Source organism: Faecalicatena contorta (genome assembly GCF_022835095.1).
Lineage (GTDB): Bacteria > Bacillota > Clostridia > Lachnospirales > Lachnospiraceae > Faecalicatena > Faecalicatena contorta.
Genome location: NZ_BQNQ01000001.1, coordinates 1,418,531 through 1,435,639 on the forward strand (window position 1 = coordinate 1,418,531; position 17,109 = coordinate 1,435,639).

General features: G+C 41.0%; 12 protein-coding genes, 1 pseudogene and 2 CRISPR repeat arrays (1 of these 15 running past the window's edge). All 13 genes and pseudogenes read left to right on the forward strand.

The annotated features are described in order from the left end of the window. Positions 1-77 precede the first annotated feature (77 nt). Positions 78-263 (forward strand): annotated as a pseudogene (locus MWG26_RS06340) (hypothetical protein); the annotation flags it as partial. A 9-nt stretch (positions 264-272) separates the two neighbouring features. Then, positions 273-2,846: an ABC transporter permease gene (locus MWG26_RS06345; protein ID WP_117440741.1), complete on the forward strand. Its 2,574-nt coding sequence runs from the start codon at positions 273-275 to the stop codon at positions 2,844-2,846. Positions 2,847-3,460: 614 nt separating this feature from the next. Next, positions 3,461-4,777, forward strand: coding sequence for a group II intron reverse transcriptase/maturase (ltrA, locus tag MWG26_RS06350; protein ID WP_025655199.1), 1,317 nt, complete (start codon positions 3,461-3,463; stop codon positions 4,775-4,777). 331 nt (positions 4,778-5,108) lie between these two features. Further along, a CRISPR array of direct repeats spans positions 5,109-5,934; the repeat unit is 32 nt; unit sequence GTCGCTCCTTGCGTGGGAGCGTGGATTGAAAT. Positions 5,935-6,172: 238 nt separating this feature from the next. Then, entirely contained in the window at positions 6,173-8,314 is a 2,142-nt protein-coding gene (locus MWG26_RS06355; RefSeq protein WP_025655200.1) for a CRISPR-associated helicase/endonuclease Cas3, read from the forward strand. A 127-nt stretch (positions 8,315-8,441) separates the two neighbouring features. Beyond that, a complete protein-coding gene (locus tag MWG26_RS06360) occupies positions 8,442-8,882 on the forward strand; it encodes a DUF3990 domain-containing protein (RefSeq protein WP_044926594.1) in 441 nt (146 codons plus the stop codon). After that, on the forward strand, positions 8,866-9,309 hold the full coding sequence (locus MWG26_RS06365) for a hypothetical protein (protein ID WP_025655202.1): 444 nt from the start codon (positions 8,866-8,868) through the stop codon (positions 9,307-9,309). The genes MWG26_RS06360 and MWG26_RS06365 overlap by 17 nt, the downstream gene beginning before the upstream one ends. Positions 9,310-9,507: 198 nt before the next feature. Further along, on the forward strand, positions 9,508-10,170 hold the full coding sequence (gene cas5c, locus MWG26_RS06370; RefSeq protein ID WP_025655203.1) for a type I-C CRISPR-associated protein Cas5c: 663 nt from the start codon (positions 9,508-9,510) through the stop codon (positions 10,168-10,170). Further along, positions 10,167-11,897: a type I-C CRISPR-associated protein Cas8c/Csd1 gene (gene cas8c, locus MWG26_RS06375; protein ID WP_025655204.1), complete on the forward strand. Its 1,731-nt coding sequence runs from the start codon at positions 10,167-10,169 to the stop codon at positions 11,895-11,897. The genes cas5c and cas8c overlap by 4 nt, the downstream gene beginning before the upstream one ends. Beyond that, complete coding sequence (gene cas7c, locus MWG26_RS06380) at positions 11,898-12,788, forward strand: type I-C CRISPR-associated protein Cas7/Csd2 (RefSeq protein ID WP_025655205.1); 891 nt, start codon at positions 11,898-11,900, stop codon at positions 12,786-12,788. After that, positions 12,788-13,453, forward strand: a complete 666-nt coding sequence (gene cas4, locus MWG26_RS06385) for a CRISPR-associated protein Cas4 (protein ID WP_025655206.1) — start codon at positions 12,788-12,790, stop codon at positions 13,451-13,453. The genes cas7c and cas4 overlap by 1 nt, the downstream gene beginning before the upstream one ends. Then, positions 13,450-14,481 (forward strand): type I-C CRISPR-associated endonuclease Cas1c, encoded by a 1,032-nt coding sequence (cas1c, locus tag MWG26_RS06390; RefSeq protein WP_025655207.1) that lies wholly within the window; start codon positions 13,450-13,452, stop codon positions 14,479-14,481. Before cas4 ends, cas1c begins: the two co-directional genes overlap by 4 nt. Before the next feature lie 9 nt (positions 14,482-14,490). After that, on the forward strand, positions 14,491-14,781 hold the full coding sequence (gene cas2 / locus MWG26_RS06395; RefSeq protein ID WP_025655208.1) for a CRISPR-associated endonuclease Cas2: 291 nt from the start codon (positions 14,491-14,493) through the stop codon (positions 14,779-14,781). Positions 14,782-14,840: 59 nt separating this feature from the next. Then, positions 14,841-15,689 carry an aldo/keto reductase gene (locus MWG26_RS06400; RefSeq protein WP_173005755.1) on the forward strand — a complete coding sequence of 283 codons (849 nt, stop codon included), beginning with the start codon at positions 14,841-14,843 and terminating at the stop codon, positions 15,687-15,689. A 542-nt stretch (positions 15,690-16,231) separates the two neighbouring features. Beyond that, positions 16,232-17,109: direct repeats of the CRISPR family, unit length 32 nt; unit sequence GTCACTCCCTGCGTGGGAGTGTGGATTGAAAT (it continues 340 nt past the right edge of the window).

Consider the following 17,109-nt stretch of genomic DNA (forward strand, 5'->3'; position numbering starts at 1 on the left):
TTCTATAATAAAGTCTACATAGTACACAAGTGTGTATTCCGTTAAAGCCCCTATTTTCAAGGCATAAGGGGACAGGGGTACAGTTTACGGACGAACCGACAGGAAATCTGGATTCCCGGACAAGTCAGGATGTACTGGGGCTGTTAAAGGTAACGAGTGCCAGGTTCAGTCAGACAGTCATTATGATTACACATAACGAGGAAATTGCACAGCTTGCAGATCGGATTTTACGGATCGAGGATGGCAAAATCGTTAGAAAGTAGGTGTGTTTGATGAGAAACAATTCGGAAGAAAAATTAAAATTGCATCTGCGTTTTTTAAAGAACTATAAAAAAAATACAGCAGCGATTTTTCTGAGTTTTTCCCTGACCTTTCTGCTGCTTACCGTTATGCTTGTTCTAATCCGAACGAATTTTCAAATTTCGAATTTGCAGGCGAAATTAGAGTATGCACCGGGTGATTGTTATATAGAGTCTTTATCGCAACAGCAAATAGATAAGCTGAAAAAAGATCCGGACATAGAATGGGTATTTGTACAGCAGGGGGCATATACTGCTTATCAAAAAAGCAAACAGACTGCCTTCTTCATAAAAGCCGATAAGTCTGTTATGACAATGACTGCCAAAATAATGGAAGGTACATATCCGCAAAAAACAGGGGAAGCTGCCGCAGAAAAGTGGGTACTTTTGAATCTTGGCATAGAACCTGTAATCGGAACAACATTTACATTAACAAATTATAAAACAGGAACGGAAGAAAAATTTTTGCTGACAGGAATCCTGTCAGATATTTATCGGAATAAAAAATCAGGGGTATTGGAAATGTATTCGGTAATGGATGCAAAACCGGCGGATCCGGAATCTTACATGGCATATCTGCAATTCAGGGAGAATGTATCCTATGAAGAAAAAACAGAGCGCCTGCAGACGCAATTAGGAATAGAGAAAAAGCAGATTAAGGAAAATCCTGCAAGAGAAAATTATAAAGAGTTTTATGTGCTGTGTGCAGAAATAGTTCTTTTGATTTTTGTAATCTGTATGGTGATTTTTTATGGAATATATCGAATTGCTATCTTTGCCAGGGTACAGCAATATGGTATTCTGAGAGCATTGGGAATGAAAAAAAGGACAGTGATGAAACTAATACTGGCTGAACTGTATCAAATATATATCGTAAGCGCACCAATCGGGATTATGTTCGGAATATTATTCTCATATTTTATAATGAAATTATCCGGTGATTTTGAAAAGAAAATCTTTTTGTTTAATGAATCTGCAAAGATATCTCTCATCATACCAATAGGAGAAATCATACTTAGTGTCGTACTTGTTGCGGCTGGGATAGGGATAATCGGGTACAGAATCGGAAAACGCATTACAAACAGACCGGTTGTACAGGTCATTTCAGGGGAATGGGAAAACAGGCAAAAGAAATATACAGGTTTTTCCCTTGAAAAAGCCGAAAGTAAAACCGGAACTTTGGTCCGAATGGGATGCAAATATATTTTCCGGGATATGAAAACCAGTTGTTTTGTTGTACTCACCATTTGTCTCGGTGCAGCATTATTTACCGGTTTGGCATATGAAATAAAAATAGCAGAAACTTATCGGTCAGATATAAAAGAAAGAGATTATCTAAACGGGCAGTATGCAATGTCTATGCTTTATTATGGGAATGTTGATGAAGGTGTCTCAAGGAATAGTGCTGAGGAAATAATGAAGCTGGAAGAAATTACAGATATAAAGACCAGTTCAGCACTTCCTGTCCGCGTAATTGATGAATCTGATGTTGTAAGAAATACGAATTATTATGATGAGTATAATAAACGACTGGAAGAGATTTATGGTTATAGTAAAGCAGGTTTTGACGGGGAAAATCAAATATATGAATCGAAATTATGCGGATATAACACAAGTGCTTTGAAAGCATTGGAAAATTATGTGATTGAAGGGGAATTTTCACCGGACAAACTTGCCGAAGATGAAATCATACTATCTGTTTTCAGAACAAAGGGAAACCAAACAGATAATCCGGGCTCATATCAAGAAGGGACCCCTTTGATGGAGTATCAGGTGGGTGATGAAATTACATATAAATATCGGCAGGATTTACAAACTAATTCTATTGAGTATGACAGTTTGCAGGACAGAGATTCAGAATATGTAAATCGCACAGTAAAAATTGCAGCAATTGTATCGTTCCCGTATATGTTGGATTGTGACAGAACAGTTTATCCCCTTTTGATTACACATGACCGTTACATAAAGAAAATGGCTGCGAACAGCTCGTTTCAATGTTTGTATCTGAATGGTAAGCAGGAGATGAGCAGAGAAGCACAGATGGAGCTGGAGAGAGCTTTGATCAGAATTGGAAATGAGCATTCGGATGTTTCCACCCGCAGCCTTATTGATGAAATCGAACAGAATGAAATGTTATACCGGAAACAGATGGTATATATCTACAGTATTGCAATTGTCAGTTTTATTCTTGTAATCATCAATATGTTAAATAATCTGCATTACCGCATGCAGGTACGTACCAGAGAAGTATGTATGCTTCGGGCGGTTGGGTTTAGTGTGTCCATGACGAAAAAAATGATTATGATCGAGAATGTGGTTTTGGGGTGTGCAGGTATTGGCATTGCATTTGTATTGTCAAATCCGGTTTCGAAATATTTATATAAAATATCGGATATGGGGGCATTTGGACATAACTATTCTTTTGATTACCGGGCATTTATATTTGTGTCAGTATGCGCTTTGGTTATTTGTGTATTGCTTTCTCTGGGAATCTTAAAAGAATGGAAGACAAAGCGGATAATTGAAGGGATAGGTAAGTTTGAATGAGAGGATGAAGAGGAGCGAAATATATCGGGAAAACGCTTATTATTTATGGTGAAATAGAAGAGAAGTGCGAGCTGAGAAATCAGCATAGCTGATTTCCTCTGGCGAGTGGAGGAAACTCTTCTCGCTTTTGTAAGCTGATTATATATAGCAGGGAAATCCTGTCGGGTAAGGTCTAACCAACCGCCCGTACCGAGTCTTTGGAGTCGAAGCGGTAACGTCAGATTTAAGTGTAGGGCAGGGAGCAACAGAGCCGAAACGAAAGTGAAGTAATTGAGCTGGGAAATTATTATGAGGCCGGAAATGGTCGATACGTTTTTTCTCGTAGCAGACAACACTCCTGTAACCGATATGGTAAGGATACAGGGACGTCCCCCAGTCTGAGAGCTTGGCGAGGTTGATGATAAATATATAATACAGAACAGCTGAGGTCCTGTTATCTCCTTGTATAAGGTATGGAGATCAAACCAAAGAAATGCGATAGAAATCCAAATGGATCACAGGAAGTCCGATACATCCATAGTACCGTAGAAGCTGCTAATCACAGTGGAGGAATGGGATGTACACTTTATAGCTTCAAGTAAATCTGAATCATGCAGACAAGGAGAGCTGATATCATGGTAAACGAATTGCTTGGAATACAATACAACATTGCGAAAGCAAATGTAACCGACAGACGGGTTCAAAATCTTGCGTCATATATCAATGTGGACAGTCTTAGGGCAATCCATAAAACAATGGATAAGAATAAGGCAAGCGGCATAGACAGAGTGACAAAAGAGGAATATGAACGAAATCTGGAGGAAAACCTTGAAAATCTCGTGAAAAGAATGAAGAACGGTAGTTACCGTCCTAAACCAACAAGAAGAGTTTATATTCCAAAAGAAACAAAAGGCAAAATGAGACCGCTTGGTATATCCGGTTATGAGGATAAACTGGTGGAGAATGCAATCGCGCAGATACTTGAGCAAATCTATGAACCAAAGTTTTATAATGAGAGCTTCGGCTTTAGACCAAATCAAAACTGCCATGAGGCAGTAAGAGAAATCATGGAAATGATACAGTATCACAAAACGAATTATGTGGTGGAAGCAGATATCAGAGGATTCTTTGATAATGTAGACCATAACTGGCTGATGAAAATGTTAAGTCATGATATAGCGGATAAGAGATTTCTTGAAATAGTAGAGAAGTTTCTGAAAGCAGGAATCATGGAAAACGGGAAATATACAGACAGTGAACGAGGTACCCCACAGGGAAATGGAGCAAGTCCGATACTTGCAAACATATATTTACATTATATACTGGATAACTGGTTTGATGTGATTGTGAAAAGACAAAGTAGGGGAGAATGTTATTTAATCCGCTATTGTGATGATTTTGTATGCTGTTTCCAGTATGAAAATGAAGCAGGAGTATTCCGCCAGAGATTAGAAGAACGTTTTGCTAAGTATGGACTGGAGTTAGCAGAAGAAAAGACGAAGATTCTTGAGTTCGGGAGGTTTGCCAGGCACAATAGGGAAAGACGAGGAGAGAGAAAGCCAGATACCTTCGACTTCCTAGGTTTCACATTTTATTGCGGAATGGACACAAAGAAGCAGTTTTTCCGTTGTAGAGTGAAAACGAGCAGAAAGAAACTACGCAGTAAAATCAAAGCAATGAAGGAATGGATTAAGAACCATAGAACCATTCCCATGGAATTGATATTCAAGACAATCAATGCAAAACTAAGAGGTCACTACCAGTATTATGGAGTGACGGACAACACAAGAGAGGTTAAGCTATTTCTGAATGTCACCAAGCGTCTATTATTTAAGTGGCTGAATCGTAGAAGTCAGAAAAAGAGCTATACATGGGAAACATTCAATAATGGAGTGCTCAGAACATTTCCGCTACTAGAACCCAGTATCAAGGTTAGCCTGTTTTACAGGTAGGTATGAATATAAAGTGAAAAGCCGTATGCGTTAATAGCGCACGTACGGTTTTGTGTAGGGGTATGGGGAGTAATCCCCATATCTACTAGAGAGTAATGCAGAGTGATATCAGGTTGGGATAACCTTATGGTAAATTCCGGATATGGCCAGGTGCGAATGTAAAGTGAACATAAATTCCCGGGGAGATTCGCACCAGATAAAAGGGGGAAATTTGATAAAGTGACGAGAAAAAAAGATGATTTGATCGGAAAGAATTGTAATTTTTAGGCGTATGGTATAAAATTTAGAAGTAAAGCATAATTTTCGTGTATGAAAACTGTGCAATTTTGCTGTCGCTCCTTGCGTGGGAGCGTGGATTGAAATGCACAAAAAATATGCTGCCATAAGAGATAAAAAGTCGCTCCTTGCGTGGGAGCGTGGATTGAAATAGTCGATCCATGTGACCATAGCAAGGGGGCAGGGGTCGCTCCTTGCGTGGGAGCGTGGATTGAAATTAACGATCCCATAGGCGTATCGTTTTCCAGTAACGTCGCTCCTTGCGTGGGAGCGTGGATTGAAATATTCTGAACGTAACCATAACGAGTAAAATACTCGTCGCTCCTTGCGTGGGAGCGTGGATTGAAATCATCAATAACTGACTATTTGATTTTGAATCGTTGTCGCTCCTTGCGTGGGAGCGTGGATTGAAATATGTAGTCATCCACCTTGAGTACAGGGATGTATTGTCGCTCCTTGCGTGGGAGCGTGGATTGAAATTGTAATCACAACACATCTACTCGATGGTTTTACGCGTCGCTCCTTGCGTGGGAGCGTGGATTGAAATATGGTATAAGGAAAAAGTTGATGTCTGGTGGGCTGTCGCTCCTTGCGTGGGAGCGTGGATTGAAATCGCTGTCGATTTAGTTTAAAACCAAGATGCCTACCGTCGCTCCTTGCGTGGGAGCGTGGATTGAAATAATCTGAAACAAGCCATTACTGTCCGGATGAGATTGTCGCTCCTTGCGTGGGAGCGTGGATTGAAATCTGCGAATCTGCAGACATTGGTATCCGCGCCCCCAGTCGCTCCTTGCGTGGGAGCGTGGATTGAAATACAAATTAGTATTTGAATAATTTTGTATACATATCGTCGCTCCTTGCGTGGGAGTGTGGATTGAAACATATATAGTGATGATGCCTCCTTTGGTTATATGGTCGCTCCTTGTAGTAGTGCGGATTGAAATATCCAAGTGTTCATCTACCTGTGCTGACAGTGATGGTCACTTCCTACACAGCTACAAGGTACAAGATGTCGATATGAGGGCATAAGTTGAGCAAGGCTAAGAAAAGGCGATCTCCTTTACAGTACTATCATTGGATTTGTTATGTTTACTATGTTAGAAAAAAAGGAGGAACTTAATGAGATATTTAGCCCATATTGAAGAAGATTCAGGAGAACAAACGTTAAAGGAGCATTTGATAAATGTAGCCGATTTATCAGCAGAATTTGCAAAGTCCTTTGGCTGCTATGATTGGGGCTATTGTTGTGGTATGCTGCATGATATTGGAAAATATTCCGAGGAATTTCAGCAACGCCTGGCAGGCAGCAATATACGTGTTGACCATTCTACCGCTGGGGCAAAATTATGCTATGAAATAGGCGGCATGTATGGCTTTCTTAGTTACTGTATAGCTGGGCATCATACAGGCTTGCCAGATACGGGAGAGGACTCGAATACAAGTACGGCGTCTACCTTAAAGGGAAGGCTGAAGAAAAACGTGAAAGACTATCAGGCATATAAAAAAGAGATCAGTGTTCCGCCTTTGTCAAATCCTCCGTTTAATCCAAAGGACGCCAAAAATATAGATTTTACGCTAAGTACGTTTATCAGAATGCTCTATTCCTGTCTGGTAGATGCTGATTATTTAGATACTGAAAATTTTATGAAACCAGGGGAAACAGCCAGAGATCCAGGTGATTCTGTAGAAATATTGCTTGGAAGACTAAAAAAACATATTTCAGGCTGGATCGCTAATACGGATATTGAAACGGTAAATGGCAGAAGGACGGAAATACTTAAGAACTGTCTGGATATGGGGAATTCAGACAGAGGACTTTTTAGCCTTACAGTACCAACTGGTGGCGGAAAGACAGTGGCCTCGCTGGCCTTTGCCCTCCAACATGCCGTTAAGAACAATATGGAACGAATTATTTATGTGATTCCTTACACCAGTATTATTGAACAAAATGCCAAAGTTTTCAGTGAGATTCTGGGCAAGAATAATGTCCTGGAAAATCATTGCAATGTAGATTATGAAAGTGATGAAGAATTAAAGCCGATGCAATTGGCTGCAGAAAATTGGGATAAGCCAGTGATTGTTACGACAAATGTCCAGTTTTTTGAGTCTCTTTTTGCAAATAAATCATCTAAGTGCAGGAAGCTCCATAATATTGCGAACAGTGTGATTATTTTTGATGAGGCACAGATGCTGCCGAATGATTATTTAAAGCCATGTATAGCGATGATGGAAGAACTCTTAAAACGTTATCGGTCAAGTATTGTTCTGTGTACAGCGACACAGCCGGCATTATCACAATTTTTTCAGGAAGATGTAACACCAAAAGAATTGTGTCCCAGATGCAAGGAACAGTTCCAGTTTTTTAAACGTGTATCCTTTCAAAATTTGAAAACGATATCGGAGGATGAATTAGTTGCCAGACTGGAAACAGAAAGCCAGGCACTATGTATAGTGAATACGAAAAAGAGGGCACAAAACATCTATAAAAGACTGGAAAATGAAGGAGTATATCATCTCTCTACGTGCATGTACCCCTGCCATAGAAAACGTGTGTTGGATGAGATCAGGAAGCGTTTGCAGGATGGAGAAAGATGTATTGTGATATCAACCAGCCTTGTAGAGGCCGGAGTGGATTTGGATTTTCAATCAGTTTACAGACAGTTAGCCGGAGTGGATTCCATCATTCAGGCAGCGGGAAGATGCAACAGAGAGGGGAAAAGAGGCGTCGAGGAGAGCAAGACTTATATATTTCAATTTGTTGAAAAAGAATATGTCCCAGGACAGAAACAACAGATTGCGGTTACGAAAGATTTACTGGAGGATGAAGCTGACATATCTTCGCTGGAATCCGTGTCTAAATATTTTAGAATGCTGTATCATTTCCGGGGAGAAAGTCTGGACAAAAAAGATATTTTAGGAGAGTTTAGAAAAGGAAGATTCCCTTTTGCTAAAGTAAGCCGAGAGTTTAAAATCATAGAAGAGAATACAAAGACTATTTTTATAAACAGAGAACAAGCGGCGGATGAGATACTGACAAGATTAAAATATGAAGGTTTTACAAAAAGACTAATGAGACAGGCAGGGCAGTTTTGCATCAATGTATATAACAACGAATTTCAGAAACTCTTTGCTGCGGGCATGCTTCAGGAAATTACGGAAGACATGAAAGAAGATTTTTTCTTGCTGCGTACGGAAGAGCAGTATACAGAAGAAATGGGGCTGGTTTTGGATGTTGAGTTTGGCAGGGCAGTCATGTTATAAAAAGTAAGGGGTGCAATTAGGAGGTTATTGTTTAATACTGACTGTGTCAGATGGAAAAATATGGTCAGAATAATCTATGTATATTTTTTATAAGGGTGAGTAATATGATCCCGTACCATGGAAACAAATTGTAGATTATCCAGAAATAAGAAAAGCCCGATATAACAAGAACTTCTATTTTGGTTTCTATTGTACAAAATATGAAAAACAGGCAGAACGTTGGGCAACACGTTTTGGAAAAGATGGCTATATTAATAAGTATGAGTACACTCTTAACGATCAACTAAAGATCTTAAGCTTCAGTAAAATGACGGAGAAGTGGTTGGATTTTATTATCGCTTGCAGAAACGGAGCGTCTCACAGTTATGATATTGTAGAAGGCCCTATGGCTGATGATTCAATATTTAATTATGTTCAGAACTTTATGGATGGGAAGATATCAAGGGCAGCATTTTGGGAACTTGTAAAGTTTAATCATCCAACTCATCAAATTAGTTTCCATACTATTTCTGCTCTTGATACTCTCGACTTTATTGGAAGCGAGGTAGTGTATGGGAACAAAAAATAATGATAAACTATTTTTTACTTGCAGCTTAATTGAATATATTGGAAGAAGGATGAAAAGGACAAGAAAAGAAATTACAGATGAGCTTGGGAAAGAGGCTATTGAAAGAATTTACGAGTATGCAGATGTTTTTCATTGTGAACCAATTGAAACGGTAGCAGTGGAGTTTATAGAAGAATATGGAATAACACAAGGCGATTTTGATAATGAAAAGGAGTGCAGATATAGAGTTCCTGATTATTGGACCATGGGGGAGGTGTATGAACGTCTGATAGAAGATTTGTATTCAAATGAAGCGATAACAGATGGGATCTGGGAGGTTTATCATTCCTGGATTGATGAGCATCTGTCAGATTATAATACGGATTTCTATTATCAGCCAAGGGATTATATAGCTGCATGCTATCGCTCGGGTGAGATTTTATCTTGAAAGCAGATAAGACTCCCACCGATATAAGTGGCAGGTAAATAATAAGTTCGTCCTGGCGGGAGTATAATCTCCTTCCAGGGGAAAGCCGTCGGTGGATGGCAGAGGCACGCAGAGGTATTATGTCATGCGGAGCATGCGCGTGTCTCGCTGCAAGGACGCCAGGGCGTACTTCAAAAAATACGGGAAGGAGGAAGAAGTATGGGGATAGGCGTGAAAGTAAGGGTCTGGGGGGAGTATGCACTCTTCGGCAGACCTGAGATGAAAGTGGAAAGATGTTCCTACGATGTCATGACGCCTTCAGCAGCCAGAGGGATTTTAGAGGCTGTATACTGGCATCCCGGCATGCGCTGGGTGATTGACCGGATCTATGTGGTAAACCCCATACAGTTTACCAGCATACGCAGGAATGAGGTGAAAAGCAAAATATCCACCAGCAATGCACTGGCGGCATATAATGGCGGAAAAAAACCGCTTTATATCAGCACCAGGGAAGACATTGTACAAAGGGCATCTCTGCTTTTGTGCGATGTGGAATATGTGATCGAAGCGCATTTTAATATGACGGAAAAAGCCAATGCAACTGATAATCCCGGGAAATTTAAAGACATTATCATGAGGCGGCTGAAGAGGGGGGAGTGTTTTCACAACCCCTATTTTGGATGCAGAGAATTTCCGGCTAATTTTAAGCTCTGTGAGGAGGCGGAAATATCAACGGCTTATGAGGATGTGGAAGAGAAGGATTTGGGCTTTATGCTGTATGATATGGAATATTTAGACGACGGGGAGATCAGGCCCATGTTTTTCCGGGCTGTTATGAAAAAAGGCGTATTAGATCTAAGAGACTGTGAGGTGATCCGATGATTTTACAGGCTTTGGTGAAGCATTATGAGACGCTTGCAGATGCAGATAAAGTTACAAGGCAGGGCTGGTGCCATGCGAAAGTGTCATTTGGAATTAACCTCTCAAAAGACGGAGATATAAAAGGGATTATATCACTAAAACGTGAAGCGGAGCGAGGAAAGAAAACAGTGTGGCTTCCTTCTTTAATTATAGTTCCAGAGATGGTCGCAAGGTCATCAGGAGTGTCTGCGAATTTTTTGTGCGACAATTCGAAATATCTGCTGGGAATTGATGCGGAGGGGACAAATCAAAGGGTATTAGATTGTTTTCAGGCGGCAAAGGAAAAACACTTGTTATTATTAGCCAATGTCCACAGTGAAATGGCGGAAGCGGTCAAAAAGTATTTCGAAAAATGGGAACCTGAACATGCGGCTGACAATCCGGAACTGCAGGAAGACTGGGATGAAATAACGGAGGGCGGTAACTTAATATTCTGTATGAGCTTAGACTATGCGCAAGACGACAGTGAAATAAAAAGAGCGTGGGAGCAGGCGCTGGCAGCAGGGTCAGAACAGGTTACAGGGACATGCCTGGTTACGGGTGAGAAAGCGGAAATTTCGAGAATACATAACACAATTAAAGGCGTGCCAGGAGCGCAGTCCAGCGGTGCGGCACTGGTATCTTTTAATGCCCCGGCATTTGAATCCTATGGGAAGGCGCAGAGTTACAATGCCCCGGTTGGTAAATATGCTGCATTTGCATATACAACAGCATTGAATTATCTGCTGGCCCAGAGGAATTACACCTTTCAGTTTGGCGACACGATGGTTGTATTTTGGGCGGAAGATGGGAATGAAGTTTATCAGGATATATTTTCCTGGTCAGTAGATCCGAAACCGGATAATCAGGAGACGGTACGCGGGGTATTTGATGCATTAAAAAAACAGGAAGCTATTGATATTGGCGGAATTCAGATAAATACGGAGCAGGAATTCTATATTTTAGGTTTAGCACCCAATGCTGCCCGGCTGGCTGTCCGGTTTTTTTATCAGAACTCTTTTGGGAATATTTTAAATAATATTTCCAGGCATTATGAAAGAATGAAAATTGTAAAGCCTTCATGGGAGGAGCGCGAATATTTGGGAATAGGCCAGATGCTCCAGGAGACGGTGAATCAAAAATCAAAAGATAAGAAACCTGTACCGAATATGGCGGCGATGGTTTTGCAGGCTGTCTTATCCGGCGGCAGATACCCGGCCAATCTATACAGTAATACCATGATCCGAATCCGAGCAGAACAGGGAAAGATAACATGGGGAAGGGCAGGGATTATAAAGGCTTATTTAATAAGGAATTGTACATGGGGTAAAGGAGATGATTTTATGGGATTAAATGAAGATTGTAATGATGCGGCATATGTATTGGGACGAATTTTTTCTGTATTGGAAGCTGTTCAGGAAGAAGCGAACCCGGGAATAAATGCAACCATTCGGGACAGATACTTCAATGCGGCATGTACTACACCGGAATCTATTTTTCCGATCCTGATTAAATTAAAGAATAGTCATATCAAAAAAATAGATAGAACAAAAGAAGCTGCAAAAGTGTACTATGAAAAACTTCTTACGAATCTTATGGGAAAGCTGGACCAGTATCCAAAGCGCCTGACATTGGAAGCGCAGGGTAGATTTATGTTAGGTTACTATCATCAGGTACAGAAAAGGTATGAGAAAAAGGAGGATAAGTAAATGAGCGAAGTGATAAAAAACAGGTATGAGTTTGTCGTATTATTTGATGTAGAAAATGGTAACCCGAACGGAGATCCGGATGCAGGTAATATGCCGAGAATCGATCCGGAGAGCGGATATGGTATTGTTACAGATGTATGTCTGAAAAGAAAAATCAGGAATTATGTAGAGACTGTAAAAGAGGATGCGGAAGGATACAGGATATATATCAAGGAAGATGTTCCATTAAACAGAAGCGATAACGAGGCTTATATACATCTGGGCGTGAATGATAAAACAATAAAAGAACTGAAAAAGAAAGATCCTGATGCAGATGTGAAAATCAGGGATTTTATGTGTGAGAAGTTTTATGACATCAGAACTTTTGGAGCTGTGATGACTACCTTTGTGAAAGCGGCACTGAACTGTGGTCAAGTCAGAGGCCCGGTACAGCTTGGTTTTGCAAGAAGTATTGACCCTATTATCAGTCAGGAAGTAACAATTACCAGAGTTGCTATTACAACGGAAAAAGATGCTGAAAATAAGAGTACAGAAATGGGAAGAAAAAATATTGTTCCATATGCACTGTATCGTGTGGAGGGGTATATTTCTGCCAACCTGGCCAGAAAGGTAACTGGATTTTCCGAGGAAGATCTTGAACTTTTGTGGGAGGCAGTCATTAATATGTTTGAGCATGACCACTCTGCCGCCAGAGGGAAGATGGCAGTCCGGGAACTGATTGTATTTAAGCACAGCAAAGAGTTGGGCGACTGCCCGGCTTACAAATTATTTGATGCTGTTGAGGTGAAGAGAAAGGCGGATGTTCAGTATCCGAGAAAGTATCAGGATTATACAGTAGAAATACATGAGGACATGATACCGGATTCAATAGAGGTGAAATGGAAGATATAATGGAATATTCAGAAGATGATTATTTGATGATATCAGGAATACAGCATTTTAAATTTTGCCGGCGGCAGTGGGCTTTGATTCATATTGAACAGCAATGGGATGAAAATGTTCATACGGTGGTAGGTGAATTAATGCACAAAAAAGTCCATGATCCATATTTAACGGAGAAAAGGAAAGATGTTTTGATCACGAGGGCGCTTCCAGTGTCTTCCAGGACAATGGGAGTCAGCGGAGAGTGTGATGTGGTAGAGTTCCAAAAAAGTGAAGATGGAATCAAACTGCACGGACATCGCGGACTTTATAAAGTTTATCCAATTGAATATAAAAAAGGAAAACCGAAAGTAACCGGGGAAGATCGGCTTCAACTTACTGCACAGGCACTTTGTCTGGAAGAAATGTTTTCCATCCCAGTCCCCGAGGGGGCAATATTCTACGGTGAGACGAGAAGACGGGAAGTCATTGAAATAACAGAGGAACTTCGAAAAGAAGTGAAGGATATGTTTCTGGAGATGCACCAATACTACAACAGGCAATACACTCCAAAAGTGAAGTATAGCAAAGCATGTAATGCATGCTCTCTTAAAGATATCTGTCTTCCTAAATTGGGAAAGGCTGTTTCCGTGAAGGAATACATGGATCAGATGCTGAAGGAGGGGGAGGAATGAAAAAACTACTAAACACACTTTACGTTACATCTGAAAACAGCTATTTATCTTTGGATGGAGAAAATATTGTAGTGCTGGATTCAGAGAAAGAAGTTGGCAGGCTTCCTCTGCATAATTTGGAAGGAATTGTTTCCTTTGGTTACCGTGGTACAAGCCCTGCTCTGATGGGAGCCTGCGCAGACCGGAATATTTCGTTATGTTACCTGACGCCGCAGGGAAAGTTTCTGGCAAGAGTTTCGGGAAAAATAAAAGGAAACGTTATCTTGAGAGAGCAGCAATATGCAAGCAGCCAGAGCGAAGAGAAGAGTCTGGAAATCGCAAAGAATTGTATTATAGGAAAAGTACATAATGCCCGCTGGGTACTTGAGAGAGCAACGAGAGACCATAGCATGCAGATCGATGTTGAAAAAGTTAAAAGTGCGTCCGATAAATTAAGGAAATCCTTAGAACTTATTAAGTCATGCCAGTCAAAAGAGCAGTTGAGAGGCTTCGAGGGAGAAGCGGCAAGCGTTTATTTCGGCGTGCTTGACGAATTGATCTTGCAGCAGAAAAAGGAGTTTACTTTTCAGGGGAGGAATAAAAGACCGCCCCTGGATCATGTAAATGCTTTGCTTTCTTTTGTTTATACATTACTAACAAATACAATAACCTCTGCGCTGGAAACCGTAGGATTAGATCCGTGCATCGGGTATCTGCACACTGAACGTCCGGGACGGGTATCATTATCATTAGATCTTATAGAAGAGCTTCGTGCTGTGTTAGCGGATCGTTTTGTACTGTCTTTGATCAATAAAAAGATTATTAGCGGAAAGAACTTTGATAAAAAAGAAAATGGCGCGGTTCTTATGGATGATGAGCTTCGTAGAATTGTATTGACGGAATGGCAGAATAAAAAGAAGGAAACTTTAACGCATCCATATTTGAAAGAAAAAGTGGAATGGGGAATGGTACCCTATGTACAGGCGATGCTGCTTGCCAGGTACCTTAGAGGTGACTTAGATGGATATCCCGTGTTCTTGTGGAAATGAGGTGGGGCAATGCTGGTACTGATTACATATGATGTGAATACGGAAACGGCTGCCGGAAAAACCAGATTGAGAAAAGTGGCGAAACAATGTGTCAATTATGGAAGACGAGTGCAGAATTCAGTATTTGAGTGTATACTGGATCATGCACAGTGTGTCAGGCTGAAGGCAATATTATCTGAAATCATTGATGAGAACGTGGATAGTCTTAGATTTTATTATTTAGGCAATAATTATAAGACCAGGGTTGAACATTTTGGGGTCGAAAGGGGAACTTCTGCTGATCAGACGTTGATTATGTAGCATCCTGTAAGTTCTCTTTAAACAATGAAGAAAGGCGTAGACTGATGGCAGAGTTTAATATGGGGTTACAACTAAATAATGGTATTCAAATGCCCCGCATTGGCATGGGCGCTTGGCTTTTAGGTGAAAGTATAAAAACGGAAAAGGAAGAACTTGAAGCGCTGCAGGCCGGACTGGATGCAGGCGTGTGTCTAATTGACACTGCCGAGATGTACGGGAATGGCCGATCAGAACGGCTTATTGGTGAAGCGATAAAAGGATACAATCGGGATCATTTATTTCTTGTATCAAAGGTCTTACCGCAGAATGCCGGGCACCGGCATATATTTAGAAGCGTTGAGATGACATTAAAGAACCTGAAAACTGATTATCTGGATCTCTATCTGCTTCACTGGCGCGGGTCAATTCCTCTGGAGGAAACGGTATCCTGTATGGAACAACTGGTGAAAGACGGGAAAATAAGAAGCTGGGGCGTTTCTAATTTCGACACAGATGACATGGAAGAATTGTTCAGTATTCCGTCTGGCAGAAACTGCGTTGTGAATCAAGTTTTGTATCATCTCGGCTCCCGGGGCGTGGAATACGATTTGCTGCCGTGGCTGACAGAACATAAAATTCCGTTGATGGCATACTGCCCACTGGCACAAGCGGGAGATCTCAGAGGAGAACTGTTGTCTGATGAGAGCGTCCGCAAGGTCGCAGAAGCACATGGAATTACAAAAATGCAGGTTCTGCTGGCATTTGTGCTGTATAAGAAAAATGTGATCGCGATTCCGCGCAGTGGAAAAAAGGAACATGTTCTGCAAAACTGGGATGCACGAAGAATTGAATTGACGGAGGAAGAGTATCATTTGTTGGATGAAGCTTTTCCAGCTCCACAGCGAAAGACTTACCTGGATATTGTTTGAGATACAGATGTTTCTTTGTAAAAGGTCAGGCAGCTCTGTGCATTTATTGCACAGACTGTAATGAAACATGATGGTTTCAGACATTCAGTATCCACTTCGTTTCATGCTATCCGTGCGCTAATGGCGTACGGCACTATCCATCATAGATGAATTTCAATGAGCTGGATACGTAACAGTTATGCCTAAACTATTACCTTACGATAACAGTATAATAATATTACGGTAGGAGCATGTAGTTCATTTAGGGACTGCACCATGGAGACCTTGGGGAATATAATTATCAGTAAACTGTCAAAATATAGAAAATATTAAAAGAAAATTGCTGATGGGAATGTTCTGATAGTATTTATGGTGTTTTAGGTGCGAATGTGAAGTGAACATAAATTCCCCGGGAGATTCGCACCATATAAATCTATAAAATGTTATATTGAGACGAGAAAAAAAGCGAGTTTGAGCTAAAACAGTTGTAATTTCTAGGAAAATGCTATAGAATTTTAGGAGAAATGTATAATTATCATGTGTAAAAATTGTGCAATTCTGCTGTCACTCCCTGCGTGGGAGTGTGGATTGAAATCTGCTGTACGATTACCCACACAGAGATATATCTCTGTCACTCCCTGCGTGGGAGTGTGGATTGAAATTATATAGCTGTACGGATAGGTGTATAATTTTGAATGTCACTCCCTGCGTGGGAGTGTGGATTGAAATTAATAATTCGTCAAAACTCTGGACTGTTCCGTCTGTCACTCCCTGCGTGGGAGTGTGGATTGAAATTGTGCACTTTCCCATTTGGCATCTACATGCCAAGTCACTCCCTGCGTGGGAGTGTGGATTGAAATTGCTGCCTCGTATCCCTTAAGATGTATAGAATCGTCACTCCCTGCGTGGGAGTGTGGATTGAAATCACAATTTATCATTTGACGGATCATTTATAGTCGTCACTCCCTGCGTGGGAGTGTGGATTGAAATACAAACTGTAACCGTCCATCCTCGTCATAAAACGGGTCACTCCCTGCGTGGGAGTGTGGATTGAAATGGCAATTACGTCTTACGCGATGAATTTTACAATGTCACTCCCTGCGTGGGAGTGTGGATTGAAATTGTCGGAACGTACTTATCTGCACCACCTGCTACCTCGTCACTCCCTGCGTGGGAGTGTGGATTGAAATCAGAGTGGGTGCTATGTTTTTTGACGAGTATCAGGAGTCACTCCCTGCGTGGGAGTGTGGATTGAAATATCGTCATCTTCCTGATCGATTCGGACAAACTGGTCACTCCCTGCGTGGGAGTGTGGATTGAAATAAAAGGTGCGTGCAGCGAAAAGAGTGAAAAATAGTCACTCCCTGCGTGGGAGTGTGGATTGAAATATCTGCAATGCTTCCGCTTTTTCCGAGCTCAGAGTCACTCCCTGCGTGGGAGT

Bases quoted from the DNA above. Each gene is read 5' to 3' on its own strand.
- MWG26_RS06345 (WP_117440741.1), top strand. From the start codon at position 273: ATGAGAAACAATTCGGAAGAAAAATTAAAATTGCATCTGCGTTTTTTA.
- ltrA (WP_025655199.1), top strand. From the start codon at position 3,461: ATGGTAAACGAATTGCTTGGAATACAATACAACATTGCGAAAGCAAAT.
- MWG26_RS06355 (WP_025655200.1), top strand. From the start codon at position 6,173: ATGAGATATTTAGCCCATATTGAAGAAGATTCAGGAGAACAAACGTTA.
- MWG26_RS06365 (WP_025655202.1), top strand. From the start codon at position 8,866: ATGGGAACAAAAAATAATGATAAACTATTTTTTACTTGCAGCTTAATT.
- cas5c (WP_025655203.1), top strand. From the start codon at position 9,508: ATGGGGATAGGCGTGAAAGTAAGGGTCTGGGGGGAGTATGCACTCTTC.
- cas8c (WP_025655204.1), top strand. From the start codon at position 10,167: ATGATTTTACAGGCTTTGGTGAAGCATTATGAGACGCTTGCAGATGCA.
- cas7c (WP_025655205.1), top strand. From the start codon at position 11,898: ATGAGCGAAGTGATAAAAAACAGGTATGAGTTTGTCGTATTATTTGAT.
- cas4 (WP_025655206.1), top strand. From the start codon at position 12,788: ATGGAATATTCAGAAGATGATTATTTGATGATATCAGGAATACAGCAT.
- cas1c (WP_025655207.1), top strand. From the start codon at position 13,450: ATGAAAAAACTACTAAACACACTTTACGTTACATCTGAAAACAGCTAT.
- cas2 (WP_025655208.1), top strand. From the start codon at position 14,491: ATGCTGGTACTGATTACATATGATGTGAATACGGAAACGGCTGCCGGA.
- MWG26_RS06400 (WP_173005755.1), top strand. From the start codon at position 14,841: ATGGGGTTACAACTAAATAATGGTATTCAAATGCCCCGCATTGGCATG.